This window comes from Mesorhizobium norvegicum (genome assembly GCF_004919685.1).
GTDB classification, from domain to species: Bacteria; Pseudomonadota; Alphaproteobacteria; order Rhizobiales; family Rhizobiaceae; genus Mesorhizobium; species Mesorhizobium norvegicum.
Window position 1 is genome coordinate 1 of record NZ_SMYZ01000025.1, and the last position, 26008, is coordinate 26008.

General features: G+C 62.0%; 26 protein-coding genes and 1 pseudogene. 5 read left to right on the top strand and 22 right to left on the bottom strand.

All coding sequences use genetic code 11. The features are described 5' to 3' along the window. Nucleotides 1-318 (top strand): annotated as a pseudogene (locus FCU66_RS41645) (complex I NDUFA9 subunit family protein); the annotation flags it as partial. 119 nt (nt 319-437) lie between these two features. On the opposite strand, the gene FCU66_RS10515 reads toward FCU66_RS41645, so the two are convergent. From FCU66_RS10515 to FCU66_RS10540, 6 genes are all read right to left on the bottom strand, one after another. After that, nucleotides 438-773 (bottom strand): 4a-hydroxytetrahydrobiopterin dehydratase, encoded by a 336-nt coding sequence (locus tag FCU66_RS10515; protein ID WP_136619151.1) that lies wholly within the window; start codon nt 771-773, stop codon nt 438-440. 45 nt (nt 774-818) lie between these two features. Further along, nucleotides 819-974: a PTD012 family protein gene (locus tag FCU66_RS10520; protein WP_136619152.1), complete on the bottom strand. Its 156-nt coding sequence runs from the start codon at nt 972-974 to the stop codon at nt 819-821. A 38-nt stretch (nt 975-1012) separates the two neighbouring features. Further along, a complete protein-coding gene (locus tag FCU66_RS10525) occupies nt 1013-1741 on the bottom strand; it encodes an SAM hydrolase/SAM-dependent halogenase family protein (protein WP_136619153.1) in 729 nt (242 codons plus the stop codon). Continuing rightward, nucleotides 1738-2673, bottom strand: a complete 936-nt coding sequence (locus FCU66_RS10530; RefSeq protein WP_246093850.1) for an oxygenase MpaB family protein — start codon at nt 2671-2673, stop codon at nt 1738-1740. Before FCU66_RS10530 ends, FCU66_RS10525 begins: the two co-directional genes overlap by 4 nt. A gap of 143 nt (nt 2674-2816) precedes the next feature. Continuing rightward, complete coding sequence (locus FCU66_RS10535; RefSeq protein ID WP_136619155.1) at nt 2817-3917, bottom strand: CapA family protein; 1101 nt, start codon at nt 3915-3917, stop codon at nt 2817-2819. A gap of 92 nt (nt 3918-4009) precedes the next feature. Then, nucleotides 4010-4468 carry a YbhB/YbcL family Raf kinase inhibitor-like protein gene (locus tag FCU66_RS10540; RefSeq protein WP_136619156.1) on the bottom strand — a complete coding sequence of 153 codons (459 nt, stop codon included), beginning with the start codon at nt 4466-4468 and terminating at the stop codon, nt 4010-4012. Between the two features lie 368 nt (nt 4469-4836). On the opposite strand from FCU66_RS10540, the gene nuoH reads away from it, so the two are divergent. The 3 genes from nuoH to FCU66_RS10555 are packed head-to-tail and all read left to right on the top strand — an operon-like array spanning nt 4837 to nt 6906. Continuing rightward, nucleotides 4837-5823 (top strand): NADH-quinone oxidoreductase subunit NuoH, encoded by a 987-nt coding sequence (gene nuoH, locus FCU66_RS10545; RefSeq protein ID WP_136619157.1) that lies wholly within the window; start codon nt 4837-4839, stop codon nt 5821-5823. Nucleotides 5824-5853: 30 nt separating this feature from the next. Continuing rightward, a complete protein-coding gene (locus FCU66_RS10550; protein WP_111547959.1) occupies nt 5854-6420 on the top strand; it encodes an NADH-quinone oxidoreductase subunit I in 567 nt (188 codons plus the stop codon). Nucleotides 6421-6465: 45 nt separating this feature from the next. Continuing rightward, entirely contained in the window at nt 6466-6906 is a 441-nt protein-coding gene (locus tag FCU66_RS10555) for a CBS domain-containing protein (protein ID WP_136619158.1), read from the top strand. Nucleotides 6907-6962: 56 nt separating this feature from the next. Here the strand turns inward: FCU66_RS10555 and nuoG are convergent, their stop codons facing one another. From nuoG to FCU66_RS10635, 16 genes are all read right to left on the bottom strand, one after another. Then, nucleotides 6963-9551 (bottom strand): NADH-quinone oxidoreductase subunit NuoG, encoded by a 2589-nt coding sequence (nuoG, locus tag FCU66_RS10560; protein WP_136619159.1) that lies wholly within the window; start codon nt 9549-9551, stop codon nt 6963-6965. Nucleotides 9552-9583: 32 nt separating this feature from the next. Continuing rightward, on the bottom strand, nt 9584-10849 hold the full coding sequence (nuoF, locus tag FCU66_RS10565) for an NADH-quinone oxidoreductase subunit NuoF (RefSeq protein ID WP_136619160.1): 1266 nt from the start codon (nt 10847-10849) through the stop codon (nt 9584-9586). A 4-nt stretch (nt 10850-10853) separates the two neighbouring features. Beyond that, entirely contained in the window at nt 10854-11366 is a 513-nt protein-coding gene (locus FCU66_RS10570; protein ID WP_136619161.1) for an NADH-quinone oxidoreductase subunit NuoE, read from the bottom strand. A gap of 17 nt (nt 11367-11383) precedes the next feature. Beyond that, nucleotides 11384-12598 (bottom strand): NADH dehydrogenase (quinone) subunit D, encoded by a 1215-nt coding sequence (nuoD, locus tag FCU66_RS10575; RefSeq protein WP_136619162.1) that lies wholly within the window; start codon nt 12596-12598, stop codon nt 11384-11386. 28 nt (nt 12599-12626) lie between these two features. Then, the gene (locus FCU66_RS10580) at nt 12627-13163 is read right to left on the bottom strand and encodes an NADH-quinone oxidoreductase subunit C (RefSeq protein ID WP_136619163.1); all 537 of its coding nucleotides are present in this window, start codon (nt 13161-13163) and stop codon (nt 12627-12629) included. Continuing rightward, nucleotides 13160-13663, bottom strand: coding sequence for a NuoB/complex I 20 kDa subunit family protein (locus FCU66_RS10585; protein ID WP_136619164.1), 504 nt, complete (start codon nt 13661-13663; stop codon nt 13160-13162). The genes FCU66_RS10580 and FCU66_RS10585 overlap by 4 nt, the downstream gene beginning before the upstream one ends. Further along, complete coding sequence (locus FCU66_RS10590; protein ID WP_136619165.1) at nt 13651-14016, bottom strand: NADH-quinone oxidoreductase subunit A; 366 nt, start codon at nt 14014-14016, stop codon at nt 13651-13653. Before FCU66_RS10590 ends, FCU66_RS10585 begins: the two co-directional genes overlap by 13 nt. A gap of 154 nt (nt 14017-14170) precedes the next feature. Further along, nucleotides 14171-15610 (bottom strand): NADH-quinone oxidoreductase subunit N, encoded by a 1440-nt coding sequence (locus FCU66_RS10595; RefSeq protein WP_136619166.1) that lies wholly within the window; start codon nt 15608-15610, stop codon nt 14171-14173. Beyond that, nucleotides 15607-17082 (bottom strand): NADH-quinone oxidoreductase subunit M, encoded by a 1476-nt coding sequence (locus tag FCU66_RS10600; RefSeq protein WP_136619167.1) that lies wholly within the window; start codon nt 17080-17082, stop codon nt 15607-15609. The genes FCU66_RS10595 and FCU66_RS10600 overlap by 4 nt, the downstream gene beginning before the upstream one ends. Nucleotides 17083-17090: 8 nt before the next feature. Next, nucleotides 17091-18851, bottom strand: coding sequence for a Na(+)/H(+) antiporter subunit D (locus FCU66_RS10605; RefSeq protein ID WP_136619168.1), 1761 nt, complete (start codon nt 18849-18851; stop codon nt 17091-17093). Further along, nucleotides 18844-19098, bottom strand: a complete 255-nt coding sequence (locus FCU66_RS10610; RefSeq protein ID WP_111547971.1) for a hypothetical protein — start codon at nt 19096-19098, stop codon at nt 18844-18846. The genes FCU66_RS10605 and FCU66_RS10610 overlap by 8 nt, the downstream gene beginning before the upstream one ends. Further along, nucleotides 19095-20549, bottom strand: coding sequence for a monovalent cation/H+ antiporter subunit D family protein (locus FCU66_RS10615; RefSeq protein ID WP_136619169.1), 1455 nt, complete (start codon nt 20547-20549; stop codon nt 19095-19097). The genes FCU66_RS10610 and FCU66_RS10615 overlap by 4 nt, the downstream gene beginning before the upstream one ends. Nucleotides 20550-20552: 3 nt before the next feature. Further along, entirely contained in the window at nt 20553-20855 is a 303-nt protein-coding gene (gene nuoK, locus FCU66_RS10620; RefSeq protein WP_111547973.1) for an NADH-quinone oxidoreductase subunit NuoK, read from the bottom strand. Next, on the bottom strand, nt 20855-21355 hold the full coding sequence (locus tag FCU66_RS10625; protein ID WP_111547974.1) for an NADH-quinone oxidoreductase subunit J: 501 nt from the start codon (nt 21353-21355) through the stop codon (nt 20855-20857). Before FCU66_RS10625 ends, nuoK begins: the two co-directional genes overlap by 1 nt. A 1087-nt stretch (nt 21356-22442) precedes the next feature. Beyond that, a complete protein-coding gene (locus tag FCU66_RS10630; RefSeq protein WP_136619170.1) occupies nt 22443-23552 on the bottom strand; it encodes an agmatine deiminase family protein in 1110 nt (369 codons plus the stop codon). A gap of 349 nt (nt 23553-23901) precedes the next feature. After that, nucleotides 23902-24810 carry a LysR substrate-binding domain-containing protein gene (locus tag FCU66_RS10635; RefSeq protein WP_168991946.1) on the bottom strand — a complete coding sequence of 303 codons (909 nt, stop codon included), beginning with the start codon at nt 24808-24810 and terminating at the stop codon, nt 23902-23904. Nucleotides 24811-25003: 193 nt separating this feature from the next. Between FCU66_RS10635 and FCU66_RS10640 the strand changes: the two genes are divergently transcribed. Next, a complete protein-coding gene (locus FCU66_RS10640; protein ID WP_136619172.1) occupies nt 25004-26008 on the top strand; it encodes a dimethylarginine dimethylaminohydrolase family protein in 1005 nt (334 codons plus the stop codon).

Sequence of the window (26008 nt, forward strand, 5' to 3'; positions counted from 1 at the left end):
AGAGCGCTGCAGGGGACGGAACCGCATGCGATCACGTATGAGTTCGGCGGTCCCCGCATTTACTCCTACAAGGAATTTCTCAGAGCCGTTGCACACCAAGCCGATCTTAGACCCATACTGGTCCCAGTGCCATTTGCCGCTTGGCACGCACTGGCATGGGCCGCGGAAATGCTTGCGAGTCCGCCCGTCACTCGTAATCAGGTGGAACTGATGCAGGTCGACAATGTGTCATCGCCGCAGATGCCCGGATTTGAAGAACTTGGCATTTCGCCGCACCCGGTCGAGGAAATACTCCAGGAGATGTTGCGTAATCCCTGATCAACGACCTTCTTCCGTACTCAGGCGCCACGATTGAGTGTCCGAAATCGCGCTAACCGGCCAATCGTGAATGCGAGCTTTTGGACCCCGTTCCGGCCGTTGGGTGCCGGGTGCCCTCTCTACGAACCGGCGATGAGGTTGATCTTCGCGGCCATGATGAAGTCGTTCTCGTGCAATCCCTTGATCTTGTGTGTCTGCAGCGAGACTGCCGCATAACCCCAGCCGAAACAGATGTCGGGATGATGCCGTTCTTCTTCCGCCAATCGGGCAACTTTGTCGACGAAGCTGAGCGATTGACGGAAGTCCGCGAATTTGAATTTGCGGCGCAGCAGGCGCCCCTCCTCCAGTTCCCAGCCAGGGGTCTGGGACAGATAGCCCTCGGCTGCCTCCTGCGTTAGCGGCGCGACGCCACCGCGGCAGGGCGTACAGGTTTTCTGAGCAATACCATCGGTCATGACAACCTCCCTTCGTGCTCATTCCGGGTGTAGCGATCGCGTTTTTCACCTCGCCCGGTATTTGCTCGCATAGTGCTTGGCAAGAACCTTGCGAATCTGCTCGGCAAGGCGCTTGTTGCCGGTCTTCGCCCGCGCCTTGTCATCGCCTTTTTGCAGCTTCGGCAGATCGGCGCCCAGGCCTTGTTTCGTTGATTTGCGCATCGCAATAGATCAACGCCGTGACGGACAACCGGTTTCGTTCAAAGGACGATTTCCACAGGACTGCTGATCACGAGACCGAGCTCACCGTCCGCCCGCCCTTGATTGACAGCGATCTCGGCAAGCCCGTTCGAGTTCTCGTACCAAAAGGCCGTGCCTGGCGGCCGATCGCTGAAGGTCGTCGCGGCCTCCAGCAGGCGATCTGCTGCGGCGAGCCTTGCGCCTGCCGGCAGCTTGGCCGCCCTCAGGCCGGTCATGGCATTGCCGAAATGGTCGATATAGACGATCTCGGCGAGGTCCTCCGGCCAGTCTCTACGACGATCTGCTTCATCCAGGCGCGGCCTGCCGGGCGGCGGCTCACCGCGTGCCAGCATCGCCGCGACCGGGGCAAACAGGTCACGCCCGTGGAAGCTGGCGGACAGGCGCTCTGGCCTCCAGTCGATATCCCAGCTCAACGTCTTGGCCGCGCGGCGCTGGATCAGCTCGAACAGGCCGTTGCCGGGGCCGACATACCAGCGACCGTCGGCCTCGACGATGACGGACGGCCGCATCCCTCCGACGCCTGGATCGACGACACAGTGAAAGACGGTTCCCGCAGGGAACCATTCCGCGTAGGCCACCAGCAGGTAAGCCGACGCCTTGGGATTGCCGACCGGCGCATCGGAGAAGAGGTCGATCGCGGGGATGCCTGGCGCCATCTGGTGCAACATAGCCTTCATCTGGCCCGTGTAGGGGCCGTGCAAGCCGAAATCCGTGAACAAGACAATCATGGACGGGCGCCGACTGCGCTGCAATGGACATACAGATAGTCGGCCGGAAGGCGCATCCGCCGGCAGGCCTGAACGGCCGGGTTGGTTTCCATGACGAGGCGATCCGCCAAAGCCGCTGCCTGCCGGACTGCCTCGGCTTCCCACGGGTGCAAGCCATGCCCGGTGAGCCCCAACAGCGCCTGCATCCAACCAGGCACCAGATCAACGGCAGCCGCTACCAGCAGGTGCTGTGCCGGCCTCAGCGGCAACGGCAGGATCGGCGCCGAACGCATGATCTCGAGAAATTCGAGCACGATGGCCGAGCGATCCAGCCGTCCGGCTGTCGCATGGAACAGCGTTTCAAGCTCGGCTTCCGATTCCGGTGCGCCTGTGGCGCCGAAAAGGCGCGCGGCGGGAACGCCCTCGGCATAACAGCGGTCGCGCTCCGATGCGGAGAGCTGCCGCACATAGGTGTGATAAGCTCGGACAAAGCCGTACGCCGCCGTGCCGTGAACCCAGTTCAGAAGGTCGGGGTCATTGGCGCAATACGCCTCGCCTGACGATGTTACGCCTGCGACCCGGTCGTGTATCCGCCGAACGCGGGCGATCATGGCCTCGGCCGTGGTGCGGGAACCGTAGATCGTCACCATGGCAGCGAGCCCCGTGCTGTGCAGTCGCCGAATTGGATTCAGGCGGAAAGACGTATGCTCCCATACGCCGGTGCGCACCCGCGGTTCTGCAAGCTCCATGATCACGGCGGTGACGCCGCCGATGAACAGTGAAAGCGGGTTCTTGAACACGCGCCACGACACGGAGTCCGGCGATACCAGTGCGGCCTCGCCGATCGGTCGCGAGAAATCAATGTGAGGCCGGTCGCCAGGTTGCAGCACCGCCCGCGCTACCGCCTCCAGGAGGCTTTGCAACGGCCAAGGCAGGACGATCGGCGTGGTCATGGCAACGAGCGCCATTCACAAGAAACGCGTGCTTCCGAACAGCGAAGTTGGGCCGCTGGACGCACTTGGCGAAACTACGGCCACTTTCTACGGTGCTCGATCACTTACTATAGCTCAATTGGCAGACAGCGCCCACCGCCAGTTCACATTGTCGGCCAGGACAGCGCAAGCCTCCCCCCTGGCGCAGTGCCTACGCACGTAGCAAACTGCCGGCTTTCGCGGTCCAGGGTCTGCTGCAACCAGCCAATGTCGCTGCTCGCCGCCTGGATAAGCTGGAAACGGCGGATCTGGAGGGGCACCAGTTCGAGCGCGACCAGATCGCTTCCAGGACCAAGGTCAGCGATGTACATCAGGGCAAGGTCGGGCCGAAATTCCCCGTGGCCTTTGATGCCTTCATAGTCATTCAGGAAGTCGCCGCAGCCATAGAGAATAAGGCGGTTCTTGTACACTTCGATGGATTTGGCATGATGCGATGAATGGCCGTGAACGATGGATATGTCCGCCCTGTCGATCAGTTCGTGGGCGAACCACCTTTGCTCCTCCGGGATGTCATAGCCCCAGTTTGGTCCCCAATGAAGGGAGACCACAACCACATCATTTTCTCGTCGGACAGCGGCCACCAGATCGGCGATCGCTGCGACAGTCGCATTGGAAAGCGCAGGTAGAAAGTTCACTCCGGCCCGGTCATGCGTCGCCGCCCAATGTCGAGGGACGCCGCTCGTCTTCGAGGCGAACGAAAAAACAAGTACGCGCCCTGCGTCGGTGTCTGCCAAAATCGCCGGGGCGCTTGCCTGGGCGGCATTGCGCCCCGCGCCTGCGGTCTTGATTTGCAAACGCTCGAGCGTCGCCAGGGTCTCCAGCAGCCCAGCGCGCCCCCAATCAAGAACGTGATTGTTGCCGAGCACGCAGCAGTCGACCCCCGCGGCGACGAGGCAGTCGGCGTTCTCGGGGCTCATCCTGTAGTTGATGCCTTTGGCGACATAGGCGTCGCAGCGCGTAATGCTGGTCTCGAGATTTATGATGCTCGCGTTCGGCCGAGCCCGCTCCAATTCTTGCAGCGCAGCGCCCCAGATGTAGGGGAAGTCGACCGGCGTCGGTATCGGTTGCTTCGCAGCCTCCGCCATCCGGACGTAGTCTATGGCCGATTGCACATAGCGCTCGTGAAGACGAGGGTCACACGGATGTGGAAGCGCTTGGTCTATGCCTCGCCCCGTCATCACATCGCCACAGAGAAAGATCCGCATGACGCGTACCAGCCGGGCCCATCACGATCAGTCATGCCGCTCATGACCCACAGGCCTTCCTCAATTGCCAGAGTTCACACGAGTGAAGACCATCATCGCTCATATACTCCGACGAGAACCGCCTCGGCGAGGAGATGCTTGCGCGCTTCTCGTTCGACCGCCTGACACGATGGGTCGTTGCCGGGCGGCAGGTGCTCGATCGACAGCGCAAGCAACCGGAAGTGATAGCGGTGTCGGCCGTGGCGATGCGGTGGGCAGGGACCACCGTAACCTGGTCGCCGGAAATCGTTGGTTGCCTGCTTGAAACCTTGCTTGCCGGCGTGTTGGGCGGCGCCTTCGGCCAACCCTACACAATCGGCCGCAATGTCATAGGCCGCCCAGTGATGCCAGATCTTTGCCGGAGCGTCTGGATCATCGCAGAGAAGGACAAAGCTGCCGGTTCCGGCTGGAGCGCCAGTCCAGCCGAGGGGAGGGGAACGATCCTCACCGTCGCAAGTGAAGCGCCGCGGGATCGTCGTACCGTTCGCAAAGCTGCTTGAACTGAGCTGCATGGGTCGCCCCTTACCCTGTTGCCGCGCCGCGCAACACTCAGTCCCAAAACGCCAGGTGCCAGGCAAAACTGGTAGGAAGCGCGGGCGTCGCCGTGAGGCTGCGTTCCGACACGAGCTTCACGGTTGATCGGGCGCGAGGATAAGCGCTCTATCGAAAATGTACGAGACAATATTGAATGGCAGTTCGCTTCGCCTTGCCGTCCCGGCTAAGCGCCGCGCCGCACGGATCGTAGCCAGCGATGGCAAGGCTGTGATATCATTGCACAGGTTGCGCCACCGTTGGCAATTGCCACGCCCGCGCAGCCTGACCATTGCGCAGTGCTAATCGGGTTGCGGGTCTCGTCCCGTTGAACGAGTGGCCTCGGATCATGGAACTCGTCGTTGCTGTTGGGCTGATCGTCTTCAAGGTCGCGTTGCTGATTGCGATCCTGCTGCTGCTGCCCTTGCCGCTGACCTGGCTGGAACGCAAGATCGCGGGGCACATGCAGCAGAGGATGGGGCCGATGCGTGTGGGATGGCATGGGCTGCTGCAGCCGGTGGCGGACGGGGTCAAGCTCTTGACCAAAGAGGACCACATCCCTGCCGAGGCCGACCGCTTCCTGTTCAAACTGGCGCCAATCCTGGCGCTCGCCCCGCCCTTCGTGGTGTTCGTCGCGGTCCCCTTTGGCGAATCCGTATCGGTCCTCGGCACCGAGATCACTCTCTACGTCTCCAACATGAACGTCGCGCTGCTTTTCGTCTTCGCGGTGATCGGGATCGAGGTCTATGGCGTCATCTTCGGAGGCTGGGCAGCGAACAGCAAATACGCTGTTCTGGGCAGTCTCAGGACCTGCGCGCAGATGATCAGCTACGAGATCCCGATGGGGTTCGCGGTCATCGGCGTGGTCATGCTGGCGCAATCCATGAGCCTGCTCGACATCGTGCGGGCGCAAGCCAATGTCTGGAACATCGTCTACCAACCGGTCGGGTTCTTCGTGTTCTTCGTCGCTGGGCTGGCCGAATCCCAGCGCATTCCCTTCGACCTGGCGGAAGCGGAAGGCGACCTGGGGGCCGGGTTCCATACCGAATACAGCGGTATCCGCTTTGCGTTCTTCATGGTCAGTGAATACGCCATCATGCTTTTGACGTCGGTCCTGGCGGTGATCCTGTTCTTCGGCGGCTGGAACGGCGTGCTGGTCCCGTTGCCACCGCTCGTCTGGTTCGTGCTCAAGGTCGCGTTCTTCGTCTATGTGTTTATCTGGTTCCGCTTCACTTTCCCGCGCTATCGCTACGACCAACTGATGGCGATCGGTTGGAAAGTCTTGCTTCCTCTGTCAATGGCGAACATAATCATAACCGGTGTTGCTTTCCTTTAGGGGCCGTAGCGGCTCCGCAGCGGGGCGACGATGTCGCGCGCACTGGACAGAATTGGAACATGGATCGGCTGGGCGTTCTTCGCCGATCTGGCGAACGGCTTGGCGCTGACCTTCGGGTACATGTTCTCCAAATCCGTGACCATGCAGTATCCTGACAAGGAAAAATGGTTGCCCTATTCGCGTTATCGCGGGCATCACTTCCTGAAGCGTGACGAAGAGGGCGAGATCAAATGCGTGGCCTGCGAACTCTGCGCGCGGATTTGTCCCTGCTACTGCATCGAAGTCATCCCCTACGAGGACGAGAAGGGCAACCGACGCCCGGCAAAATTCGAGATCGACATGGCCCGGTGCCTATTCTGCGGGCTGTGTGAAGACGCCTGTCCGGCGGACGCGATCGCGCTTGGCCAACAGTACGAGTTCTCGAGTTTTTCATCGCGTGACCTAGTGATCGGGCGCGACGATCTGCTCGGCAAACCGGGCAAGGCGATGACCGGCGGCGGCGTGGTCGCTGCACGTCTGAACACCGAGCAGGACGTGCTGGTCGAGACGAGCGAGCCGCAGGGGTACAACTGGTGGCGGAATATCCGACGAACGTGAAGGCGCGCCAGCTGGCAAGCCGGAGCGCGCAGACAGGAGGCTCAAATGCTGGTCTGCCATATCTTGAAGACCAAGGCTCCCGAGGTCATCTCGGTCACTCCAAGTCAGACGATGGTGGAAGTGCTACGGCTGTTTCGGGAGAACAACATCGGCTTCGTGGTCGTCAGCCGTTTCCCCGGGCAATGCCTGGGCACGCTTTCGGAGCGGGACTGCTGCAATGCGGTGGCTGAATACGGAACCGAGGCGCCCTTGATGCGGGTCGCCGACATCATGAACCGCAGTGTGGCGACCTGTTCGACACAGGATTTTCTGCCGTCGGTGATGGCGACCATGACCAAACGGCGTACGCGCCATGTGCTGGTCATGGATGGCAACGCTACTGTAGGCGTGGTGAGCATCGGCGACGTGGTCAAGCACCGGCTCGACGAACTGATGAGCAACGAGCAAGTGCTGCACGATTACATTGCCGGGACCGGCTATCACTGACGACACCGGCTCAAGGCGCAGGATCAGGGCAGGCTGCACAGGGAACCCGTGATGCCTCAGATCGGATTGTCAGGCCGCGCCTCGGCCACGGCGACAGTGGCGATCTCGAAAGCGGCGTGCGCCATTTCAACTTCCACCGGACATGGGTATTCGCCCCGCCGCATCAGGCTGTTGAGACGCAGGGATCTGTAGTTCTCGGGAACGAACACGAGGCCCCTGGGAAAACGCTTGTTGACCTTGAGCTTCGCCGTCAGTTCGCCCTGGGCGGACCGCACGACCACCTGATCGCCATCCGCAAGGCCAAGCTGCGTTGCATCCGGCGCGCTCATCTCGACATACGGATCATCCGCGACCGTATTCAGGATCTCCGAGCGCTCGGAAAGATATCCGTTGTGGAACAGGCAGTTGCCGGTAACCAGTATGAGCCGGTCGGCTACAATGGGGGCAGGCGGGAGGGCGAAGAACTCGCCAACCGGTGGCGCAAGGGCCGCCTTCGTGAAAGCTCCGTCGGCGCCAAGCCCGCCCTGCGTCAATCCTTCGTAGGCCGGAACCAGCTGGGCGATCTCGCCGAAGATTTCGCCTTGGATCGACGGCCGCAACGCCTGGCCGCGAAGCGCCGCTACGAAGTCGAATATCGCCAGATTGTCCCGCGCCTCGAGGGCGGGTTCGCGGAACTTGCAGACCTTCTGGGTGCGGCCTTCGTTGTTGGTGAACGTGCCGGATTCCTCGCCATAACTCGCCGCGGGCAGCACGACATCCGCCAGGCCCGCCGTATCCGTGAGGAACGCGTCCTGCACGATCAAGAGATCGGCGGCACGAAGCGCCCGCTGCACGAATCCCCGGTCGGGATAGGACATCAGGGGGTCGCTTCCGACGATATAGAGCGCACCCATTCGCTTCCTGTCACAGAGCTCCAGCATGGCGTCGAAATCCACACCCGGTTCAGGCGGGATTTCGGCGCCCCAGGCTCGTTCGAGAGTTGCGCGCGCCGCATCATTGGCGAGTGCCCACAGCCCCGGCAGCGCCATCGGCAGAACGCCCATGTCCCAGGCACCCAGTTGGTTGGCACGGTCGAACAGGAACTGCATCGCCAGGCCTTTGCCGAGTGCGCGCAGAACCTGCAAAAGGTTGTTGAGTTGGTACAACGTCGCGCGCGCTAGGGGCGATCTCAAGAGGTCGGCGCTGACAAGCACGGTGACGCTGCGGCCTTCCAGCAACGCCGCGGCCAGACGGTCCGGACCGTCACTGTCGGTGGCCGCTGCCGGCCGGCCGGTTTTCGCGCCCATGTCCGCAAAAACATCGCCCGGCAATGCTTGACCTGCCGCCCCCAGTCCGCTCACCACCGCGGCAAGGCCCTGAGCCTCACCGCCCGGCGGCACGCGAACGACCGCCCGCGCATCGGCGTCCAGGCGGGATGGCCGCGCCGAGAGCATGAGTAAGCCGGTCTGTCGCCGCCGTGCACAGTCTCGCAGCAGATATTCGGTGACTGGGTTTTCGTCCGTCACGTTGCCACCGACGACAAGCACACAGTCGTTGCCGATCACCTCCTCCAGCGGCGCGCGGGTGTAGAAGGCGGCCACCAACGGGCCGAGCGCATCAAAGGGCGTGGACCAGCGCGAGGAGCAGTCGATATTGTTGGTCCGGAATGCCGTCCGCATCAGCTTCTGGAACTGATAAAGCACCTCGTTGGGCAGGCGCGGTGAAGCCAGCCCGCCCGCAGCCTTGCTGGCGACGGCCGACAGCCGCCGGCGGAGGTAGTCCCCCGCTTCGTCCCAGGAAACCGGAAACAGGACCCCGTCACGACGGATCATCGGCCGCTTGATCCGGTCCTGACTGCCGACGAAGTCGAGGCCGAAGCGCCCGCGCACGCAGAGCGTTTCGCGGTTTATGCCGTGCTCCGCCTTCGAGCGGACCCGCATGAATTCGCCATTGCGCGCGCCGACGGTCAGTTGGCAGCCGGTGCCGCAATGCGGGCAGACCGTGTCGGTCTCGACCAGATCCCAGGGCCGCGCCTTGTAGCGATAGGGGAAGCTCATCAGCGCGCCGACCGGGCAGACCTCGACGCAATTGCCGCACTGATCGCAACTCGCGAGACTGCCCTCGAAGCCGGTGACGGCGGTATCCATGCCTTTTTCAACGGTGCCCAAGGCGACCGCGCCGACGACTTCTTCGCACATCCGGACGCAGCGCTGGCACTGGATGCAGCGGTTGACGTTCATGATGATGACTGGGCTGAGACGGATGTCCTCGGAGTGGAACACGCGCTTGGCATCGCGGAACCGGCTTGTGCGGGGCCCGTATGCCATCACCATGTCTTGCAGCTCGCACTCGCCACCCTTGTCGCAGATCGGGCAGTCGAGAGGGTGGTTGGCGAGCAGCATGTCGAGCATGGAAGAGCGCGTTTCGTCGATCAACTGCGTGTTCGTCCGCACCACCATGCCGTCGGTGACCGCGGTGGCGCAAGAAGGCTGTAGCCGCCGCTGTCCCTCAATCTCCACCAAGCACATGCGGCAGGAGGCCAGCGCCGGCAGCCGCTTCAGATAGCAGAAGGTCGGGATGTCGATGCCCAAACGCTCGGCGGCTTGGAGCACCGTAGAGCCCGCCTCCACTTCCAGCGTTCGTTCATCGATTGTGACGCTAACCATGGCTTTCCTCGCCGTCCTCTCGCTGCGTCCCCTCAGTGAAACGGGCACCTCCGCTCTTCGATATGCGCGACGAATTCATGCTCGAAATGCGCCAATGCTGCCCGCAGGCCCATTGCTGCGCCGTCGCCCAGAGCGCAGAACGTGTTGCCGAAAATGCCTTTGCAGAGCGCCTCCAGCTGTTCCAGATCGCCCGGCGCGCCCTGGCCCGCCTCGACCCGGCGCATCACTTTCACGACCCAGTTCAGCCCTTCGCGGCAGGGGGTGCACTTGCCGCAGGACTCGTGGTGGAAGAACTCAATGATCCGGGTGGCGACCTTGACCATGCAGGTCGAGTCGTCGATCACGATCACCCCGGCCGAGCCGAGCATCGAGCCAGCGGCGGCCAGCGAGTCGAAGTCCATCCCGACGTCCAGCCCGCGCTCCGGGATCAGCGGCGCCGAGACCCCGCCTGGGATCACCGCCTTGAGCTTGCGCCCAGGTAGCGGCCCGCCGGCGCAGTCCTCGACCAGTTCGCGCAGCGGTATCCCCATCGGCAGCTCGTAAAGGCCCGGTTTCCGCACCTGTCCGCTGAGGCAATAGAGCTTCGGGCCGGGGCTCTTGTCCGGGCCGATGCCGCGGAACCAGTCCGGCCCCCGCGCCACGATGTGCGGGACGCAGGCCAGCGTCTCGACGTTGTTGATCACGGTCGGGCTGGCGTAAAGCCCTTCGACCGCCGGGAACGGCGGTTTCAGACGCGGCTGCGCCCGCTTGCCTTCGAGCGAGTCGAGCATCGCGGTCTCCTCGCCGCAAATATAGGCGCCGGCGCCGCAATGGATGTGCACGACGAAGCTGAAATCCGAGCCCAGAATCCGTGTTCCCAGATAACCCTTCGCATGAGCCTCGGCGATCGCTTGCTCCAGCCGCGCGATCGCCAGCGTGTATTCCCCGCGGATGTAGACATAGGCGGTTTCCGCCCCTATCGCGTAGGCGCTGATCGCCATGCCCTCGATCAGTTGGTGTGGGTCACGCTCCATGATGATCCGGTCCTTGAAGGTGCCCGGCTCGCCTTCATCGGCGTTGCAGCACAGGTATTTCGGCTTTCCGGCACGCTTGGGCACGAAGCTCCATTTCATGCCCGTGGGGAATCCGGCTCCGCCGCGCCCGCGCAGGTTGGATTTCTTGACGAGGTCGATGATCTCGTCGGGTGTGTGCTCCCGCAGCGCCTTGGCCAGCGCCCGGTAGCCGCCGCCGGCCTCATAGGTCGCGAGCAGATGGCCATCCGGCACGTCCAAGTTCTTGAGAAGGACGGGTTCGAACATGGCGCTATTCTCCCGGCGGTCCTGGGGCGACGAGATCGGCGCCAGTCGCCTGCCGCACCGTCGCGCGCAGCCTGTCCAGGAGCGCGTCGATCCGAGCGATGTCGAGGTCGCCGTGATAGTCGTCGCCGACCTGCATCACCGGGGCCATCTCACAAGCGCCGAGGCATTCGACGGTCGAAAGCGTGAACAGCCCGTCCGGCGTCGTGCCGCCCTTCTTGATGCGGAGCACCTCCTCCAGGTGTCTCAGCAGATCCTCGGATCGGCACAGCATGCAGGAGACGTTGTCGCAGAGCTGCAGGTGGAAAATGCCGACCGGCTCGGTATGGAAAAGTGTGTAGAAGGTCGCCAGTTCGTAGACCCAGATACGCTCGACGCCGAGGATGTCGGCGACCTCTTCCAGCACCGGGCCGGGCAGATGGCCATGTTCCCTCTGCGCGATCAGAAGCGCGGGCATGATCGCCGAGCGCTGGTCGGGATATCGCGCCGCCGCCTCTTCGATCTTTTCGTGCATGGTCATCGCGTCCAAATCCCCTGCTACTTGTCCACCTCCGCCATCACGGGGTCGAGGCTGCCGAGCACGGCGATCATGTCCGCCAGGTAGCGCGCGTTGGTGACCCCGAAAAGTGCCTGAAGGTTGACGAACGAGGGTGCCCGGACCTTCATACGGAACGGTTTTGGCGACCCGTCGCTGATGATGTAGAAGCCGAGCTCGCCCTTTGGCGCCTCGATCGCCGAATAGACCTCGCCCTTCGGCACCTTGAAGCCATAGGCTGACAGGTCGAAATGCTGGATCAGCGCCTCCATCGAGCAGTGCACCCGATCCTTGTCCACCGGGAAGGCGATTGTCGGCATGTCGATCTGGAACGACCCGTCGGGCATCTGGTCGAGGCATTGCTCGATGATCCGGACGCTCTCGCGCATTTCCTCGACGCGGCATCGCCAGCGCGCGTAGCAATCGCCTTCATCGCGGGTAATAACGTTGAACGCGAGCCGGTCGTAGATCTCATAGGGCTCGTCGCGGCGGATGTCCCAGTCGACGCCCGAGGCGCGCAGGTTCGGGCCGCTCAGGCCGAGATCGATGCCGTCCTCGGCTGAGATCACGCCGATCCCCTGCGTGCGTTTCAGGAACACGCGGTTGTTCTCGACCAGCCGTTCATAGTCGCGAATTCGATTCGGGAAGATGTCGCAGAACTCCCGGATCTTGGGGAAGAACCCGTCGGGCAGATCCTCGCGCACACCGCCGACCCGGCAGAAGGAGGTGTGCATCCGCGCGCCGCTGATCATCTCCATCAGGTCCATGACCATTTCGCGTTCGCGCATGGCGTAGAGCAACGCGGTCATGGCGCCCAGGTCCATCGGTAGCGCGCCGGTGATCATGAGATGACCGGAGATCCGCGCCAGTTCGGCCATCAGCACGCGGATATATTGCGCGCGGATCGGCGCTTGGATGCCCAGGAGCTTCTCCACTGCAATCGCGAACGCCAGGTTGTTCGAGGGCGGGCAGAGATAGTCGAGCCGGTCGGTCAGCGGGAAGATCTGGGTGTACGTGAAGCTCTCGGCCAGTTTCTCGGTGCCGCGGTGGAGGTAGCCGATATGCGGGTCCACGCGTGCGACATATTCGCCGTCCAACTCGAGGACGAGCCGCAGCACCCCATGAGTGCTGGGATGCTGCGGGCCGAGGTTGAGAAGCACCTCCTTGGTGTGGGGCGCATCGGCTTCCGGCCAGCTCAGTTCCGTGACTTCGGTCATCTCAAGTCCTCGGTGTGGAACGACCTCCCTATGGAATGTCCTTGGTGGCAAGGTCGGGCTGCGTCGGCGGCGTGCCTTCGGCGCCAAACGGGTTCAGCTTGTCCTTGTAGCCCCGCAGCGGAAAGTCCTTGCGCTGCGGGAAGCCCTCGAACCCTTCCCACATATAGATCCGGCGCAGGTCGGGGTGGCCCTCGAACCTGATCCCATACATGTCCCAGGCCTCGCGCTCGTGCCAGTTGGCGGTGCGCCAGACCCCCGTCACCGACGGGATCCGCGGAGGATCGCCGAGGCGGCACTTGATCCGCACGCGCCATTTGTTCGGCAGCGAAAAGAGATGGTACACCGCCTCGTAGCGCGGTGCCTCGGGGTAGTGATCGACCCCGCAGATGTCGGACAGGAAATCGAACCGCAGCGCCGGGTGTTCCTTGAGGAACCGGCAAAGCTCGACGATCATGTCAGGCGGAGCGGCGAAAGCGTGAACCCCATGCGAGAAGCCAAGCTCCTTGATTGCCTCCCCGAAACGCTCCGCGATCAGGGTGCGGATGAGGGACGTCTCCACGCTCATGGCACCGTGACCCGGTCCAGAGGCGTCCCGGCCAGCGCCCTGGATTTCTTGATCTTCTCCTGAAGCAGAAGGAAGCCGTGCATCAGCGCCTCGGGCCGCGGCGGGCAGCCGGGCACATGCACGTCCACCGGCACGAAGGTCTCCGCCCCCTGCACCACCGCATAGGTGTTGTAGACCCCGCCCGAGATGGCGCAGGTGCCCATGGCGATGACCCAGCGCGGTTCCGGCATCTGGTCATAGAGGCGGCGCACTACGGGCGCGAATTTCCGCGTTATGGTGCCGGCGATGATCATTACGTCGGACTGGCGCGGCGAAGGCCGGAACACCACGCCGAAGCGGTCGAGATCGTAGCGGGCACAGCCCGCCGAGATCATCTCGATAGCACAGCAGGCAATGCCGAAGGTTTCGGGCCACAGCGCCGACCTTCGGCTCCAACTGATCAGGCTGTCGGTCGTGGTGAACAGCACGCTGTCGCGGATCGCGTTGTTTACGCCTCCCATTCCAGCGCCCCCTTCAGCCAGGCGTAGGCGAAGCCCACGAGAAGCAGCAATATGAAGACGAACATCTCGACATAGCCGACCAGCCCGATCTCTTTCAGGACAACGGCCCAGGGAAAGAGGAACATCGTCTCGACATCGAAGACGACAAACAGGATCGCGATGATGAAGAACTGCACCCTGAAGCGGCCTCCGGCGGCTTCGCCCGCCGGGTCCATGCCGCATTCATAGGGCATGTTCTTCGCGGGATAGGGATTGGATCGGCGCAGTAGCGAGGAGACAAAAAGCGTAACCATCGCCACCAGAACAATTCCGGCAACCATGAAAAGAACCGGCAGGAACTCCATTCCGGTCACGTCGCGTAGCCCCGGTCACCCACCGAGGGCTCTGCTCTGGCCGCTACCGACCCCTTTGGGACCGGTGATGCGGGCGCCCTGGAAAGCGACTTGGGCATTCCTTTCTTGCGCGGCCAGAGTATTCCGTCGGCCGGATCATTGCAAATCCAATCGATCAGCCGCCAATTGCGGCATGTTGCGCAAGCCCCAGAAACCACGCCGGAAATAGGCCGATGCCGATGGTGCCGGCAGCGGTGAAGGCGAGTGTGGCGGCGACCGCGGGCGTCAGCGCCGGGTCGAACACGCCCTCCGGCTCGCGCATGTAGATCACCATCACGATGCGGATATAGAAGTAGGCGGCAACGGCGCTCAGCAGCACTGCGATCACCGCCAGCATGACGAAACCCCGCTCGACGAGCGCGACCAGCACGTAGAACTTGGCGAAGAACCCGGCTGTCGGCGGAATGCCGGCCAACGAGAACAGATAAAGCAGCATCAGAAGCGCCAGCCCGCGATGCGACTTGGCGAGACCAGCGTAGTCCTCGATGACCTCGCCCGAGAAATCGCCGTTCCGCATCATGATGACGATGCCGAAGATGCCGAGGTTCATGAACGCATAGATCAGCAAATAGAGCATCACGCTGGCGGCCCCGTCCGCACCGCCGGCCGCCACGCCGAACATGGCGAACCCGGCATGGGCGATGCTGGAATAGGCCAAGAGGCGCTTGAAATTGTCCTGCACCAGCGCCACGAAACTGCCGAGCGCCATCGTCACTGCTGCAATGACGGCGACGATGATCCAGACGTTCGAGGCGGCGACCAGTGGGTTGAGGAACACCCGCAGGATCACAGCGAACCCCGCTGCCTTGGGTCCCACCGACATGAAGGCGGTGATCGTCGTCGGCGCGCCTTCATAGACGTCCGGCACCCACATATGGAACGGCACCGCGCCGACCTTGAATACCAGCCCCGCGACGATAAAAACCACAGCAAGGAGCAATCCGGGATCGAGCGGATCACCGGTCACCGCCGCAGCCATCCCGTCCAACTGCGTCGTGCCGGTGAGCCCGTAGATCAGCGAAACGCCGTAAAGGAAAATCCCGGTCGAGACCCCGCCAAGGATCACGTATTTCAACGCCGCTTCGTTCGACCGCCGCTGCTGCCGCAGGAAGCCGGTCAGCACATAAGTGCAGAGCACCATCAATTCGAGGCCTACATAGATCGACAGGAGGTCGGTCGCCGAGGCCATGATCATCATACCCGAAAGCGCCAAGAGCAGCAGTACATAGTATTCACTGCTCCCGATCCCTTCGATCTCGGCATATTTTCGCGAAAGAAGGAATGTCAGAACTGTGACCAGGTAGAACACGACCTTGAAGAAGACCGCGAAGCGGTCGGCGACGAACATGCCCGAGTAGGCCGGCCGCACCTCGCCCGCCAGCATGAGTGTCCCCAGGGCGGCAATCAGCACGACCGCGATTGAAGCCCAGACAAGGAATTGTTGCTGCCCCTTCCGCACCAACTGCCCCAGGATCAGCAGGATGCAGGCCCCGGTAACCACGACGATCTCGGGCAGGCTCGCCAGAATCGACTGGAAAAGCGCGGCGGCGGTCATTGGGCGCCCCCCTTACCGTGCACCTGCGCTAGTAGATGCTTCACCGAGGCGTCGATGATTTCGAGAAAGGGCTTCGGATAGAGTCCGATCCAAAGAACGAAGACGGCTAGCGGCAGGATCGCCGCCATCTCGCGGGCGTTCACGTCGCGGATCTTGAACCGCACGCCGATGCTCGCCGGACCAAGCGCGACTTTCCTATACATGCCAAGCAGATAGGCTGCTCCCAGCAAGGCCCCTAGAACGGCGGCAGCGCCGACAGCGAGGTTGGCTGCGAACGCGCCTGACAGCACCAGCAACTCGCCAACGAACGAATTCGTTCCCGGCAGAGCCATCGACGACAGGGTGAATAGTGCAAGAAACGCTGTATAGACCGGCGCCGCCTTCATCAGCCCGCCATAATCCGCGATACTGCGGGTATGGGTCCGCTCGTAGATAAGGCCCACAGACAGGAACAACGCGCCCGTCGTTACGCCATGATTGAACATCTGCAGGATGCCGCCCTCGAGCCCACGAAGGTTCAGCGTGAAAATCCCCAGCGTCACCAAGCCCATGTGGCTGATGCTGGAATAGGCCACCAGCTTCTTCAGATCGTCCTGCGCCAAGGCGAGCAACCCGCCATAGACGATAGCGACCGCCGAAAGGACCAGCATCAGCGTCGAATAATGCACCGTCGCCTCGGGCAGCATTGGCAGCGAGAACCGCAGGAACCCGTAGGCGCCCATCTTCAGGAGCACGGCGGCGAGGATGATGCTGCCGGCCGTCGGTGCCTGCACATGGGCGTCCGGCAGCCAAGTATGGACCGGGACCATCGGAACCTTGACCGCGAAGGCGATCAGGAAGGCGAAGAACAGCCATGACTGGACCCGGAGCGGCAAATCCTGCGCCATCAGGGTGCGGATGTCGAAGGTCTCGCCACCGTGGAAATAGAGCACGATGACACCGATCAGGAACATGAGGCTGCCTGCCAGCGTGTAGAGGAAGAACTTGAAAGCTGCATAGACCCGGCCGTCGCCACCCCAGACGCCGATGATCAGATACATCGGGATCAGCATCGCCTCCCAGAAGACGTAGAACAGGAACAGGTCCAGTGCGCAGAACACGCCCAGCATCAGCGCCTGCATGGCCAGCAGGCTGACCATGAACTCTTTCACCTTGCGGTCGATCGCAACCCACGAGGCAAGCACGCTGATCCAGCCCAACAGCGCGGTCAGGAACACGAAGGGTGCGCTGATCCCGTCGATGCCAAGTGTGTAGGTGATCCCTAGCGCCGGTACCCACGGGCGCGTCTCGGTGAACTGCATTTCGTGGGTAGAGGTGTCAAAGCCGCCGAGCATGGCGATGCAAAGCATGAAGTCGAGGACAGTGACACCCAGTGCCATCCACCGCACCACATCGTCGTTGCGGACAAACATCAGCGCCGCTGCCCCGACGGCTGGCGTGAACACGATGAGGCTAAGCAAAGGGATCGTCATCGCGCCCCCTACCGCCACGCCACAGCGAATACGGCGATAGCCGCGATCACACCAGCGATCATCGCCAGCGCGTAATGGGTCACGACGCCGCTCTGGAGCCGCCGCAGCGCCCCACCGCCGCGCAGGATCGCGCGAGCGACGGCGTTCACGAAGGCGTCCACGCCGCGCAGATCGATCCGCAGTCCTGCCCGTGCCATCCCGTGCAGAAAGGGCAGCGCCGCGGTCTCGGACACGTCACTCACCGCCTTCTCGTAGCGCGCCAGCGGTTTTTCGGCGAGCCACATGAAGCGCCGCGCGCCCATGCGGTAGAACCAGTCGGTATCGATGCTGATCGTATTCTCGGGGTCGAGCGCTCTGAGGAAGATGACGAAGCCCAAGGCGGTGAACATCAGCACGCCGAGGCTCTCGGTGATATGGACGCCGGTGTAGGGATCGAAGTCGACCGGATGGGGCAGAAGCGCGTAGAGCGTCTGGGGGAACACCCCGATCGCAATGCAGAGCACCGCTGCCATACCCATCGCAACCAGCATGTTGCGCGGCGGTTCTCGCGCTTGCAGCCCTTGGTCCGTGCCGAAAAACATGTAGTACGGGAGCTTGAGCCCGGTGTGCAGGAACGTCCCTGACGACGCCATTGTCAGTGCCAGCACCACCAGCGCGCGATGATCCTGTCCGGCGGCGGCCACCACCATCGACTTGGTGACGAAGCCTGAGAAGAACGGGAATGCCGAGATCGCCAAGGCGCCAACCATGTAGAGCGCAAGGGTTACAGGCATGGTTTTGTAGAGCCCTCCGAGTTCGGTGAGCTTGCGCCGCCCGGTGACGTGGATCACCGCCCCCGCGCCCATGAAGAGGAGCGCCTTGTAAAGGATATGCGCGAAGGCATGGCTGACGGCGCCGTTCACCGCCATCTCGGTCCCGATGCCGATGCCCACCACCATGTAGCCCACCTGGCTGACGATGTGATAGGCCAAGAGCCGCCGGCAATCGTTCTCCAGCACCGCGTAGACAACGCCGTAAAGCGCCATCACCGTGCCGAGCCAGACAAGAAGATCGGTCCCCGGAAACGCCCGCGCCAGCACATAGACGGCGGTCTTCGTGGTGAAGGCGCTCATGAATACGGCCCCGGTGACTGTCGCTTCCGGGTAGGCGTCGGTCAGCCAGGCGTTGAGTGGCGGCACCGCGGCGTTGAGTAGGAACCCGGCAAGGATCAGGCAGGTGGCGAAGCCAAGCCCGTCCTCGATCGGGCCAAAGAGCACCGAACCGGTGGCGAACCCATGGAGAATGATGCCGCCGAGCAGGGCAACGCTGCCCGTGATATGGACCATGAGGTAGCGGAACCCTGCGCGGAGCGCCTGCTCGCTGCGCTGGGCAAAGACCAGGTAGGCAGAGGCAAACGTCATACCCTCCCAGAACAGGAACAGGGTCAGGTAGTCGCCAGCGAACACTACCCCGAGCGCGCTGCCGACGTAGACGAACGCCGCCACATGCTGGGCTGCGTGCGTCAGATGCAACGCATAGACCGTGCCGATCAATGCCATGATGCTGAAAACGGTGGCGAAGAGGACACTCAGCTTGTCGACCTTCGCGATCATGATTTGCTGCCCGATGAACTGCGCGGCGCCGTAGCCGCCAGGATGCATCGTCAGCACGGCCAGGATCGCCAGCGCTGGGATCAGCAGCACATAGGCCTTGCGGACAGACCCTTTCAGGATGGGGATCGGCAACGCGCCGAGAATGAACAGCAGGCCGGGGTGGACGAAGTCAGTCATAGTAGTCCTCGCGCCGCATCAGCCCGCACTGATGGCCAAGAAACTTGGACACGAAGATCAGAAGCACGCAGGAGCCGAAGCCGTAGAGGGCAGACCAGCCAGGCAGCCGCTCCCACAGGTATTCGGCGTGTTCGCGGAAGACCAGAAAGTCGGCGATGACGATCAGGACGAGCACCAGATAAAATAGCCGGCGACGCTTTTTCGCATGTCTCTCATCGCCAAAGAAATCGACGACGCGCTTGATCATCTAACGACTCTTTCCGCTAGGGCGAGGAAATAGTCCGGGAAGATGCCCATCGCCACCGACAGGATGGCGGTCGCGACCAGCGGGATCGTCAACATCGGAATTTCACGAACGGTCGCCGGGCTCTCCTGCGCCTCCGTCCCGAAGAAGGCGACATAGCTGATCGGGAGGAAATAGGCGGCGTTCAAGACCGAACTTACCAGGAGCACGATAAGGAACGGGGTCTCGCCGGCCTCCACCGAGCCGAGCGCCAGATACCACTTGCTGATGAAGCCCGCAGTCGGCGGCACCCCGATCATGCTGAGCGAGCCGACGAAGAACGCCCCCATCGTCCAGGGCAGCCTGCGGCCGATGCCGGCCATATCGCTAATGTTCCGCTTGCCAGATGCGCAGTAGATCGACCCGGCACAGAAAAAGAGCGTGATCTTCGAGAATGCATGCGCCGCGATGTGGATGATCCCGCCGACCATCGCGGCGGGCGACAGCAGAACCGCGCCCAGCACGATGTAGGAGAGTTGGCTGACCGTCGAATAGGCGAGCCGTGCCTTCAGGTCGTCCCGCGTCAGGGCGTAGATAGACGCCATCAGGATCGTGAACGAGACCACATAGGCCGTGGCGATGCCGAGCCCCAGCCCGCCCACCAGCCCTGCGCCGAAGACGTGGAACACGACGCGCAGCACGCAGAACACACCCATCTTGACTACGGCCACCGCATGCAAGAGGGCGCTAACCGGTGTCGGCGCCACCATCGCGGCAGGCAGCCAGGCGTGCATCGGCATCACCGCGGCCTTGGCGAAGCCGAAGAGATAGCAGAAATAGACGACGGTCAGCAGCGGCGCCGAGGCGTCGACCCCCGCCAACAGCCCCCCCGGTACAAAGTCGAGTGACCCCGCAATGCTGTAAGTTAACGCCAGCGCGGCCAGAAGCACGCTTTTCGACGCGCCCATCAAATAGACGAGGTATTTGCGGCTGCCCGTCCATCCCTCCTCGTCCTCGTGGTGGTAGACAAGCGGATAGGTAACGAGGCTCAGCACCTCGTAGAAGATCATCAACGTGAACAGATTGGCGGCAAAGGCGCCCCCGGCGGCGGCCGCGAGGCTGGCGGCGAAGCAGGCGAAGAATCGGGTCTGCGCATGCTCATTCAAGTGCCGCATGTAGCCGATGGAATAGATCGACGCCACGATCCACAGCAGCGACGAGACGGTGGCAAACACCATGCCGAGCGCATCGACACGGAAAGCGAAGTCGATCCCCGGCAGAATCTCGAACAGGCGCAAATCGACTGTCCCGCCCGCCAGCACCGTGGGCGCCATCGAGGCGACAATTGCGAACATGGCCATCGCGGCCAACGGCGAGACGGCGTCGCGGAGCTTCACGCGCTTGTTTAGAAGGAGAACTGCAAGGGCCGCCAGAAGTGCGACGGCAACGGCAAGCAGCGGCCGGATCGATATCACCGGCTATCCTTTCATCATGCTCACTTCGTCGACCTTGAGAGTGGACTTGTTCCTCGCGAGGGCGACCAAGATGCCGAGGGCAACGGCAACCTCCGCCGCAGTGATCGCGATGACGAAAATTGCGAAAATCTGCCCGCGGTAGTCGTCGTAGTAATGTCCGAAAGCGATGAAATTGACGTTGACCGAGTTGAGCAGCAGTTCCAGCGACATCAGCACGACCAAGATATTGCGTCTGAGCAGTACGCCCGCCGCTCCGATCACGAACAGGGCCACTCCGAGCACGATATACCACCAGAGCGGCACCATCACCGCGGCTCCTTACGCGCCAGCACGATGGCACCTACCAGGGCCGCCAGCAGGATGATGGAGGCGACTTCAAACGGCAGGAGATAGTCAGCGAAAAGCGTCGTGCTGAGTTGCCTGACCTCACCGCCGGTGCGCATTGCGACGGGCTCGGCGACCGAAAAACGGTCGCTCCTGAGCACCAGTACAAGCATCTCGACCCCAAGCAGGACGAGCAGCACCAGAACAGGCAGGTTGCTGCCCGGCAAGAACCGCTGCAACACCGCCTCGCGCACATCGATCATCATGATCACGAATAGGAACAGGACCATGATCGCGCCGACATAGACGAAAATTTGGATGACTGCGAGCAACGGCGCCTCGAGCAAGACGAAGATCGCCGATATCTGCAGAAAACACGCCATCAGCGCCAATGCGCTGTGAACCGGATTGCGCGCCAGGACCAAGGTCAGAGCTGCGACTACGGACGCCGCAGCGAACAGAAGAAAGAACCCCTGATCCATCGACGCCGCTCCTCCGACGCGAACTGTCACGCGACGCGACAGGGCCGGACTTGAGATAGCTGTCCACTTCCGTTCACAAATTGTGCCCGAGTATCGGATTTTTCACAAGCTTATCGTGGGTTGGTGCTGCGCTAAACTCACTACTCATATTCGAGAGAGAAGCGCGCCAGCTCAATTTCCGGGTTGCCTCGGAAGAGTTGGGTGTCGCTCAGGGTGCTGTTGCCCGACAAACACTAGGCTTGGAAGAGGCGCTGACATCAAACGGTTTTGCCAGGCAGGGTGGGCGCTCATCGCGCGGCAGCGGCGCACCTTCATCGTTCAATCCGATCGGCGTGAACGTCGCGCCAGCCTTTGCTTGCATTCGCACAAGTCCATTGCGGCGAGGCCGTACGGAACAATACGGGAAGATTTCTGATTCAGGCCCACGAAAAAGCCAATGAAATCAATGCCTGTTGTACATCCTCCGGGCCCACCCATGACCATTGATTTTGCAACGAAAAAATGCGCTAGTTGGAGCGGTGACGGTACTTTTTGAGACCGCTTGGGCACGCCGTCGAACGCCGCAAAGTGCAAAAATCGCCCGATTGGTCCCGATAGCTGGTGGAACCTCAAAATATTTTTTGCGGCGATTTTCCCTTTAAAATCAAAAGCGTAACTTTTTGACGGTCTTGATGTCGGAGTTTGCGCGACTCTGAAAAATATTGGACAGTGATTTCAATGGGTTATATGCTGTTTTAACAATGGAGTGGGAGTAGAGGGGAGTGCTGTCAACAGCTAACGCTCGGCGCGCTGTCCTCTCCATCCCAGATACACACCGCGGTCGGCTCTCGGCTTTCGTACTCCTTCCTAGGCAGGTTGATCTGAACAGCGGTTGGTGGGGATGTAAAGCGCTATACACGTTGCATAGGGCTGCGGCGTAGAATGGCGTGCAATTCGGCAGGGGTCGGCTGGCGGAAATTTGGGTGCGGTACACGGCACGAAGGCGCCGCCGTTCGTTTGCTGATTAAAAAGTTAAGATCTTAGGTCCACCACGAGCCATGTCCCACCAAGGTCTTGATGGCCTTCGTCAGCTAGGTTCAGGTTGCTTTCAGCCAGGTTGCTGTTGTGTCGTACAATGGATTCCGCCGCCGCCAGCCGCTATGCCGTCAATGTTCAGCTGGATCACCTCCCGTTCTGGAAACAAATCCCGCAGCGTGTCATGGGTGTTGCTATCCGCCGCGCGGTCACCAAATTCCGGGGTAATGACGGCGCCGTTGCAGACGTAGAAATTGATGTACCCGGCCGCGAACTCCTTGTTCTCGTACTTGCTGCGCACGCTGGACGGGCCCTGCAGCACAACCACCTTCAATTTGCGTCCGCTGGCGTCGGTTGATTGCCGCAGGATTTCCAGGTGCCGTTTGGTCACGGCGTGGTCGTAGGATGATGGATCCGGATCCAGTCCGGCAACGACCACGCCTGGGCTGGCAAATCGTGCATAGAAGTCGGTATGACCGTCGGTGATATCCTTGCCGGCAATGCCCGGCAGCCAGATGATCTTCTGCACGCCGAGCAGGCGAGATAGTTCCGCTTCGCATTGGGCTTTGCTGAGGCCGGGATTGCGGTTGGCGTTGAGCACGCAGCTTTCGGTGATGATGGCCGTGCCTTCGCCATCGACCTCGATCCCGCCGCCTTCGAGCACCAAATTCGTCTCGATAAATTTTGCCGCGACTTCGCCGGCAACAAAGCCAGCGACTCTTGCGTCGTCCCCATGCTCCTGCTTGTTGCCCCAGCCATTGAAATTGAAGCCAACCGCGCCAGCCTGCCCAGCTTGATCTTTGACGAACACCGGCCCGGTGTCGCGCATCCACAGATCGTCGATCGGCTGGGTGACCAGGGTGACGGCAGGACCGCACAGGCTTACGGCGATGTCGTAATCCTCTTCGCGCACCAGCATCTTCACGGGCTCGTGCGCCGCAATCGCCTTGGCTATGCTGGCCAGGTTCTGCCTGGCCACGGGAAGCAGTTTTTTGCCCCATATTTCTTCGCTCGGGCCAAACGCCATCCATGTGGCCGCGTGCGCGGCTCCTTCATCGGGCATGCGCCAGGTGACGGCTTGCGCCTGCGCGGCCGCAGTGAAGCCGTTCGCAAGCGCACCTGTTGCAAAGGCTGCCCCGGAAACAAGCAGCCCCTGCTTCAAAAGGTTTCGCCGTGTGGTCATGAAGAACTCCTTTGTGCGAATTGGCGGCGCCTAACGGCATGACCCCAATCTGCATGTAAGCGAGATCGTGTTGCTGTGCGGCGTCCAGTTGGTTTTGCTCCTCGTCTTCCTGGCATTCGCGCTTGCGGAACGCATGTCGCACGGGTCTGGCCACAGCTGATGGCCTGAACGAAGGCTGCAGGCCGAAAAGAGCTGAGTTGGCTCTTCCGCCCTCGTAAGAACCGGATTCCTCCAAACGTCGCAATAACCCCTCGGAGTGACTTGAGCGCCGGTATGCAGCAAACCGTATACCTGCCGCTGATTCACGACCAGTGAGAGCTCGCGCTGGCAGATAGGACCAGCGTCTGGATCATACTGAGGAAGGCGGCATCTCGGTTTTCGTCGTTTCGGTGGTCAGCCATTCCAGGAAGGCCTGCGCCGGCTTGGACATCACACCGCCGGCTGGGCTGAGAATGTAGTAGGCATTGTTTTGCGGGCGCAGTGCCTCCTTGAGGGGTCTGACCAGCGCGCCGTTCGCCAGGTCCTCGGCGGTGGTGACGTTGTCGCCGAGCGTGATCCCCAGGCCGGCGCGCGCGGCTGCCAGATTGTGATTGAAGTCGGTGAAACAGAGCCGGCGTGCATTCTTCGCGCTGGTGTTGCCGATCAGCGAGAACCACTCGATCCAATGCGTGTTCTCCGGATCGTCCAGCAGAACATGGCGAAGCAGATCCGATGAACGACGGATCTTGTTTTCACCGCTGAGCAGAACCGGGCTGCAGACGGGGAAGAGTTCCATCTGCTTGAGCAGCCGCACATTGAGATGCGGCCACCGCGGCCGACCGAACATGATGGCGACATCGACGCTCGGGTCGCGGAACGGATCGTCGTCCGTGGGCGGAATGACCGAGAGGGTGACGTCGGCGTAGCGGGCCACGAACCGCGACAGCTTCGGAATCAGCCAGTAAGTGGCGAAGGCGGGCATGCAAATCACCTTGACGCGTCCGACGATCTCGCCGCGACGCACGTTGCGGACCGCAAGCGAGAGATTATCGAACGCTTTCGACAACTGGTCGAGCAGCGCCTGACCTTCCGACGTCAGCGAGAGACCGCCGCGTACACCATCGATGAGCTCAATGCCGAGATGCTGCTCCAGCAGCTTCAGCTGCTTGCTGATCGCTCCGTGGGTGACGAAGAGCTCATCGGCCGCCCGGCTGACGCTTCGATTCCTGCCTGCGGCCTCAAAGGCGCGCAAAGCGTTCAACGGGGGCAGATCACTCATTGGGAGCTCCGGGCACGGCGACGAGAATGTGAGATTTATTCCATTTAGGTCGTAATTCTTTTCGTTTGCAGGAAAAAAAGTCAACATCTACGATCCGACTACAGCTTCAGATCGATGCACGTGAACGCCTTGCCGGGCATGGGCCCGCGCTCGGCCGACGCGTGTCTGGAGCCAACGGAGAGGATGAGAAGCGTTGGAACAGAAAAACAAATCGCACTATTCGGACACGATCAAGCTGTTCGGATCCGAGCCCGAGCCGGCGTTCGAATCCGTCGACCGGCTGACGGCCTTGTGGTCGCGAAACTGGGGTTGCGACAACGACGTCGGCCAGATCAGGGCCGTGCTGATGCACCGGCCCGGCGACGAGTTTGGCGTGATCGACCGCAGCAAGCGCATCGATGCGACGGGTACTTTCGGCGATCTGGAAAAGGGCTGGTACTGGCAGAGCGACCGCATACCGGAGCTGTCGGAATTGCAGGCCCAGCATGACGTTCTGGCGGATTTGCTGCGCGCCGAAGGCGCCGAGGTGATCTATCTCGAGGGCGTTGGGCAGGGGCGTTTCAAGTCGGTCTATACCCGCGATTCCGCCTTTGCCATCAAGGGCGGCGCCATCGTCACGCGTCTTGCGCCGCGCATGCGCCATGGCGAGGAACTGCCGGTCACGCGAACGCTTGCTCAGGCCGGCATGCCGATCCTGCGCACATTGCATGGCACGGCCATGGCCGAAGGCGGCAGCTTCGCCTGGCTGAACAGTGCAACCGCCGTCATCGGCCGCGGCATCCGCGTCAACGATCAGGGCATCGCGCAGATCGCGGACGTGCTTCGCCATCAAGGCGTGGAGATGATCGTCGTCGACCTCTCAGGCTATGACATTCATATCGATGGCCACTTCCTGATGGTCGACACGCATCTGGCGCTGGTTTCGCCGCGCGGCCTTCCATTCGTCTTTCTGGAGCGCCTGAAGGCGCTCGGCATCAAAACCGTCGAGATAACCGAGAGCGACAACAGCTGGGTGGTCAACGGGCTGGCGGTGCGACCTGGTCGGGTGATCATGCCGAGAGGATTGTCGGCTGGAACACGTCGCGCTCTGGAAAGCCACGGCGTCGAGATCATCGAAATCGACTACGACAAGGTGCAGCTCAACGGCGGCGGCATCCACTGCTCGACATGTCCGCTGATCCGCGACCGAGTCGATTGA

Excerpts from the sequence above, each read along its gene's own strand:
- FCU66_RS10595 (WP_136619166.1), bottom strand. The coding sequence starts at position 15,610 with ATGACCGCCGCCGCGCTTTTCCAGTCGATTCTGGCGAGCCTGCCCGAG.
- nuoH (WP_136619157.1), top strand. The coding sequence starts at position 4,837 with ATGGAACTCGTCGTTGCTGTTGGGCTGATCGTCTTCAAGGTCGCGTTG.
- nuoK (WP_111547973.1), bottom strand. The coding sequence starts at position 20,855 with ATGGTGCCGCTCTGGTGGTATATCGTGCTCGGAGTGGCCCTGTTCGTG.
- FCU66_RS10520 (WP_136619152.1), bottom strand. The coding sequence starts at position 974 with ATGCGCAAATCAACGAAACAAGGCCTGGGCGCCGATCTGCCGAAGCTG.
- nuoG (WP_136619159.1), bottom strand. The coding sequence starts at position 9,551 with ATGGTTAGCGTCACAATCGATGAACGAACGCTGGAAGTGGAGGCGGGC.
- FCU66_RS10540 (WP_136619156.1), bottom strand. The coding sequence starts at position 4,468 with ATGCAGCTCAGTTCAAGCAGCTTTGCGAACGGTACGACGATCCCGCGG.
- nuoD (WP_136619162.1), bottom strand. The coding sequence starts at position 12,598 with ATGACCGAAGTCACGGAACTGAGCTGGCCGGAAGCCGATGCGCCCCAC.
- FCU66_RS10630 (WP_136619170.1), bottom strand. The coding sequence starts at position 23,552 with ATGACCACACGGCGAAACCTTTTGAAGCAGGGGCTGCTTGTTTCCGGG.
- FCU66_RS10570 (WP_136619161.1), bottom strand. The coding sequence starts at position 11,366 with ATGACCATGCACGAAAAGATCGAAGAGGCGGCGGCGCGATATCCCGAC.
- FCU66_RS10555 (WP_136619158.1), top strand. The coding sequence starts at position 6,466 with ATGCTGGTCTGCCATATCTTGAAGACCAAGGCTCCCGAGGTCATCTCG.
- FCU66_RS10605 (WP_136619168.1), bottom strand. The coding sequence starts at position 18,851 with ATGACTGACTTCGTCCACCCCGGCCTGCTGTTCATTCTCGGCGCGTTG.
- FCU66_RS10535 (WP_136619155.1), bottom strand. The coding sequence starts at position 3,917 with ATGCGGATCTTTCTCTGTGGCGATGTGATGACGGGGCGAGGCATAGAC.
- FCU66_RS10580 (WP_136619163.1), bottom strand. The coding sequence starts at position 13,163 with ATGAGCGTGGAGACGTCCCTCATCCGCACCCTGATCGCGGAGCGTTTC.
- FCU66_RS10515 (WP_136619151.1), bottom strand. The coding sequence starts at position 773 with ATGACCGATGGTATTGCTCAGAAAACCTGTACGCCCTGCCGCGGTGGC.
- FCU66_RS10600 (WP_136619167.1), bottom strand. The coding sequence starts at position 17,082 with ATGACGATCCCTTTGCTTAGCCTCATCGTGTTCACGCCAGCCGTCGGG.
- FCU66_RS10610 (WP_111547971.1), bottom strand. The coding sequence starts at position 19,098 with ATGATCAAGCGCGTCGTCGATTTCTTTGGCGATGAGAGACATGCGAAA.
- FCU66_RS10625 (WP_111547974.1), bottom strand. The coding sequence starts at position 21,355 with ATGGATCAGGGGTTCTTTCTTCTGTTCGCTGCGGCGTCCGTAGTCGCA.
- FCU66_RS10585 (WP_136619164.1), bottom strand. The coding sequence starts at position 13,663 with ATGGGAGGCGTAAACAACGCGATCCGCGACAGCGTGCTGTTCACCACG.
- FCU66_RS10550 (WP_111547959.1), top strand. The coding sequence starts at position 5,854 with ATGTCGCGCGCACTGGACAGAATTGGAACATGGATCGGCTGGGCGTTC.
- FCU66_RS10525 (WP_136619153.1), bottom strand. The coding sequence starts at position 1,741 with ATGATTGTCTTGTTCACGGATTTCGGCTTGCACGGCCCCTACACGGGC.
- FCU66_RS10635 (WP_168991946.1), bottom strand. The coding sequence starts at position 24,810 with ATGAGTGATCTGCCCCCGTTGAACGCTTTGCGCGCCTTTGAGGCCGCA.
- nuoF (WP_136619160.1), bottom strand. The coding sequence starts at position 10,849 with ATGTTCGAACCCGTCCTTCTCAAGAACTTGGACGTGCCGGATGGCCAT.
- FCU66_RS10530 (WP_246093850.1), bottom strand. The coding sequence starts at position 2,673 with ATGACCACGCCGATCGTCCTGCCTTGGCCGTTGCAAAGCCTCCTGGAG.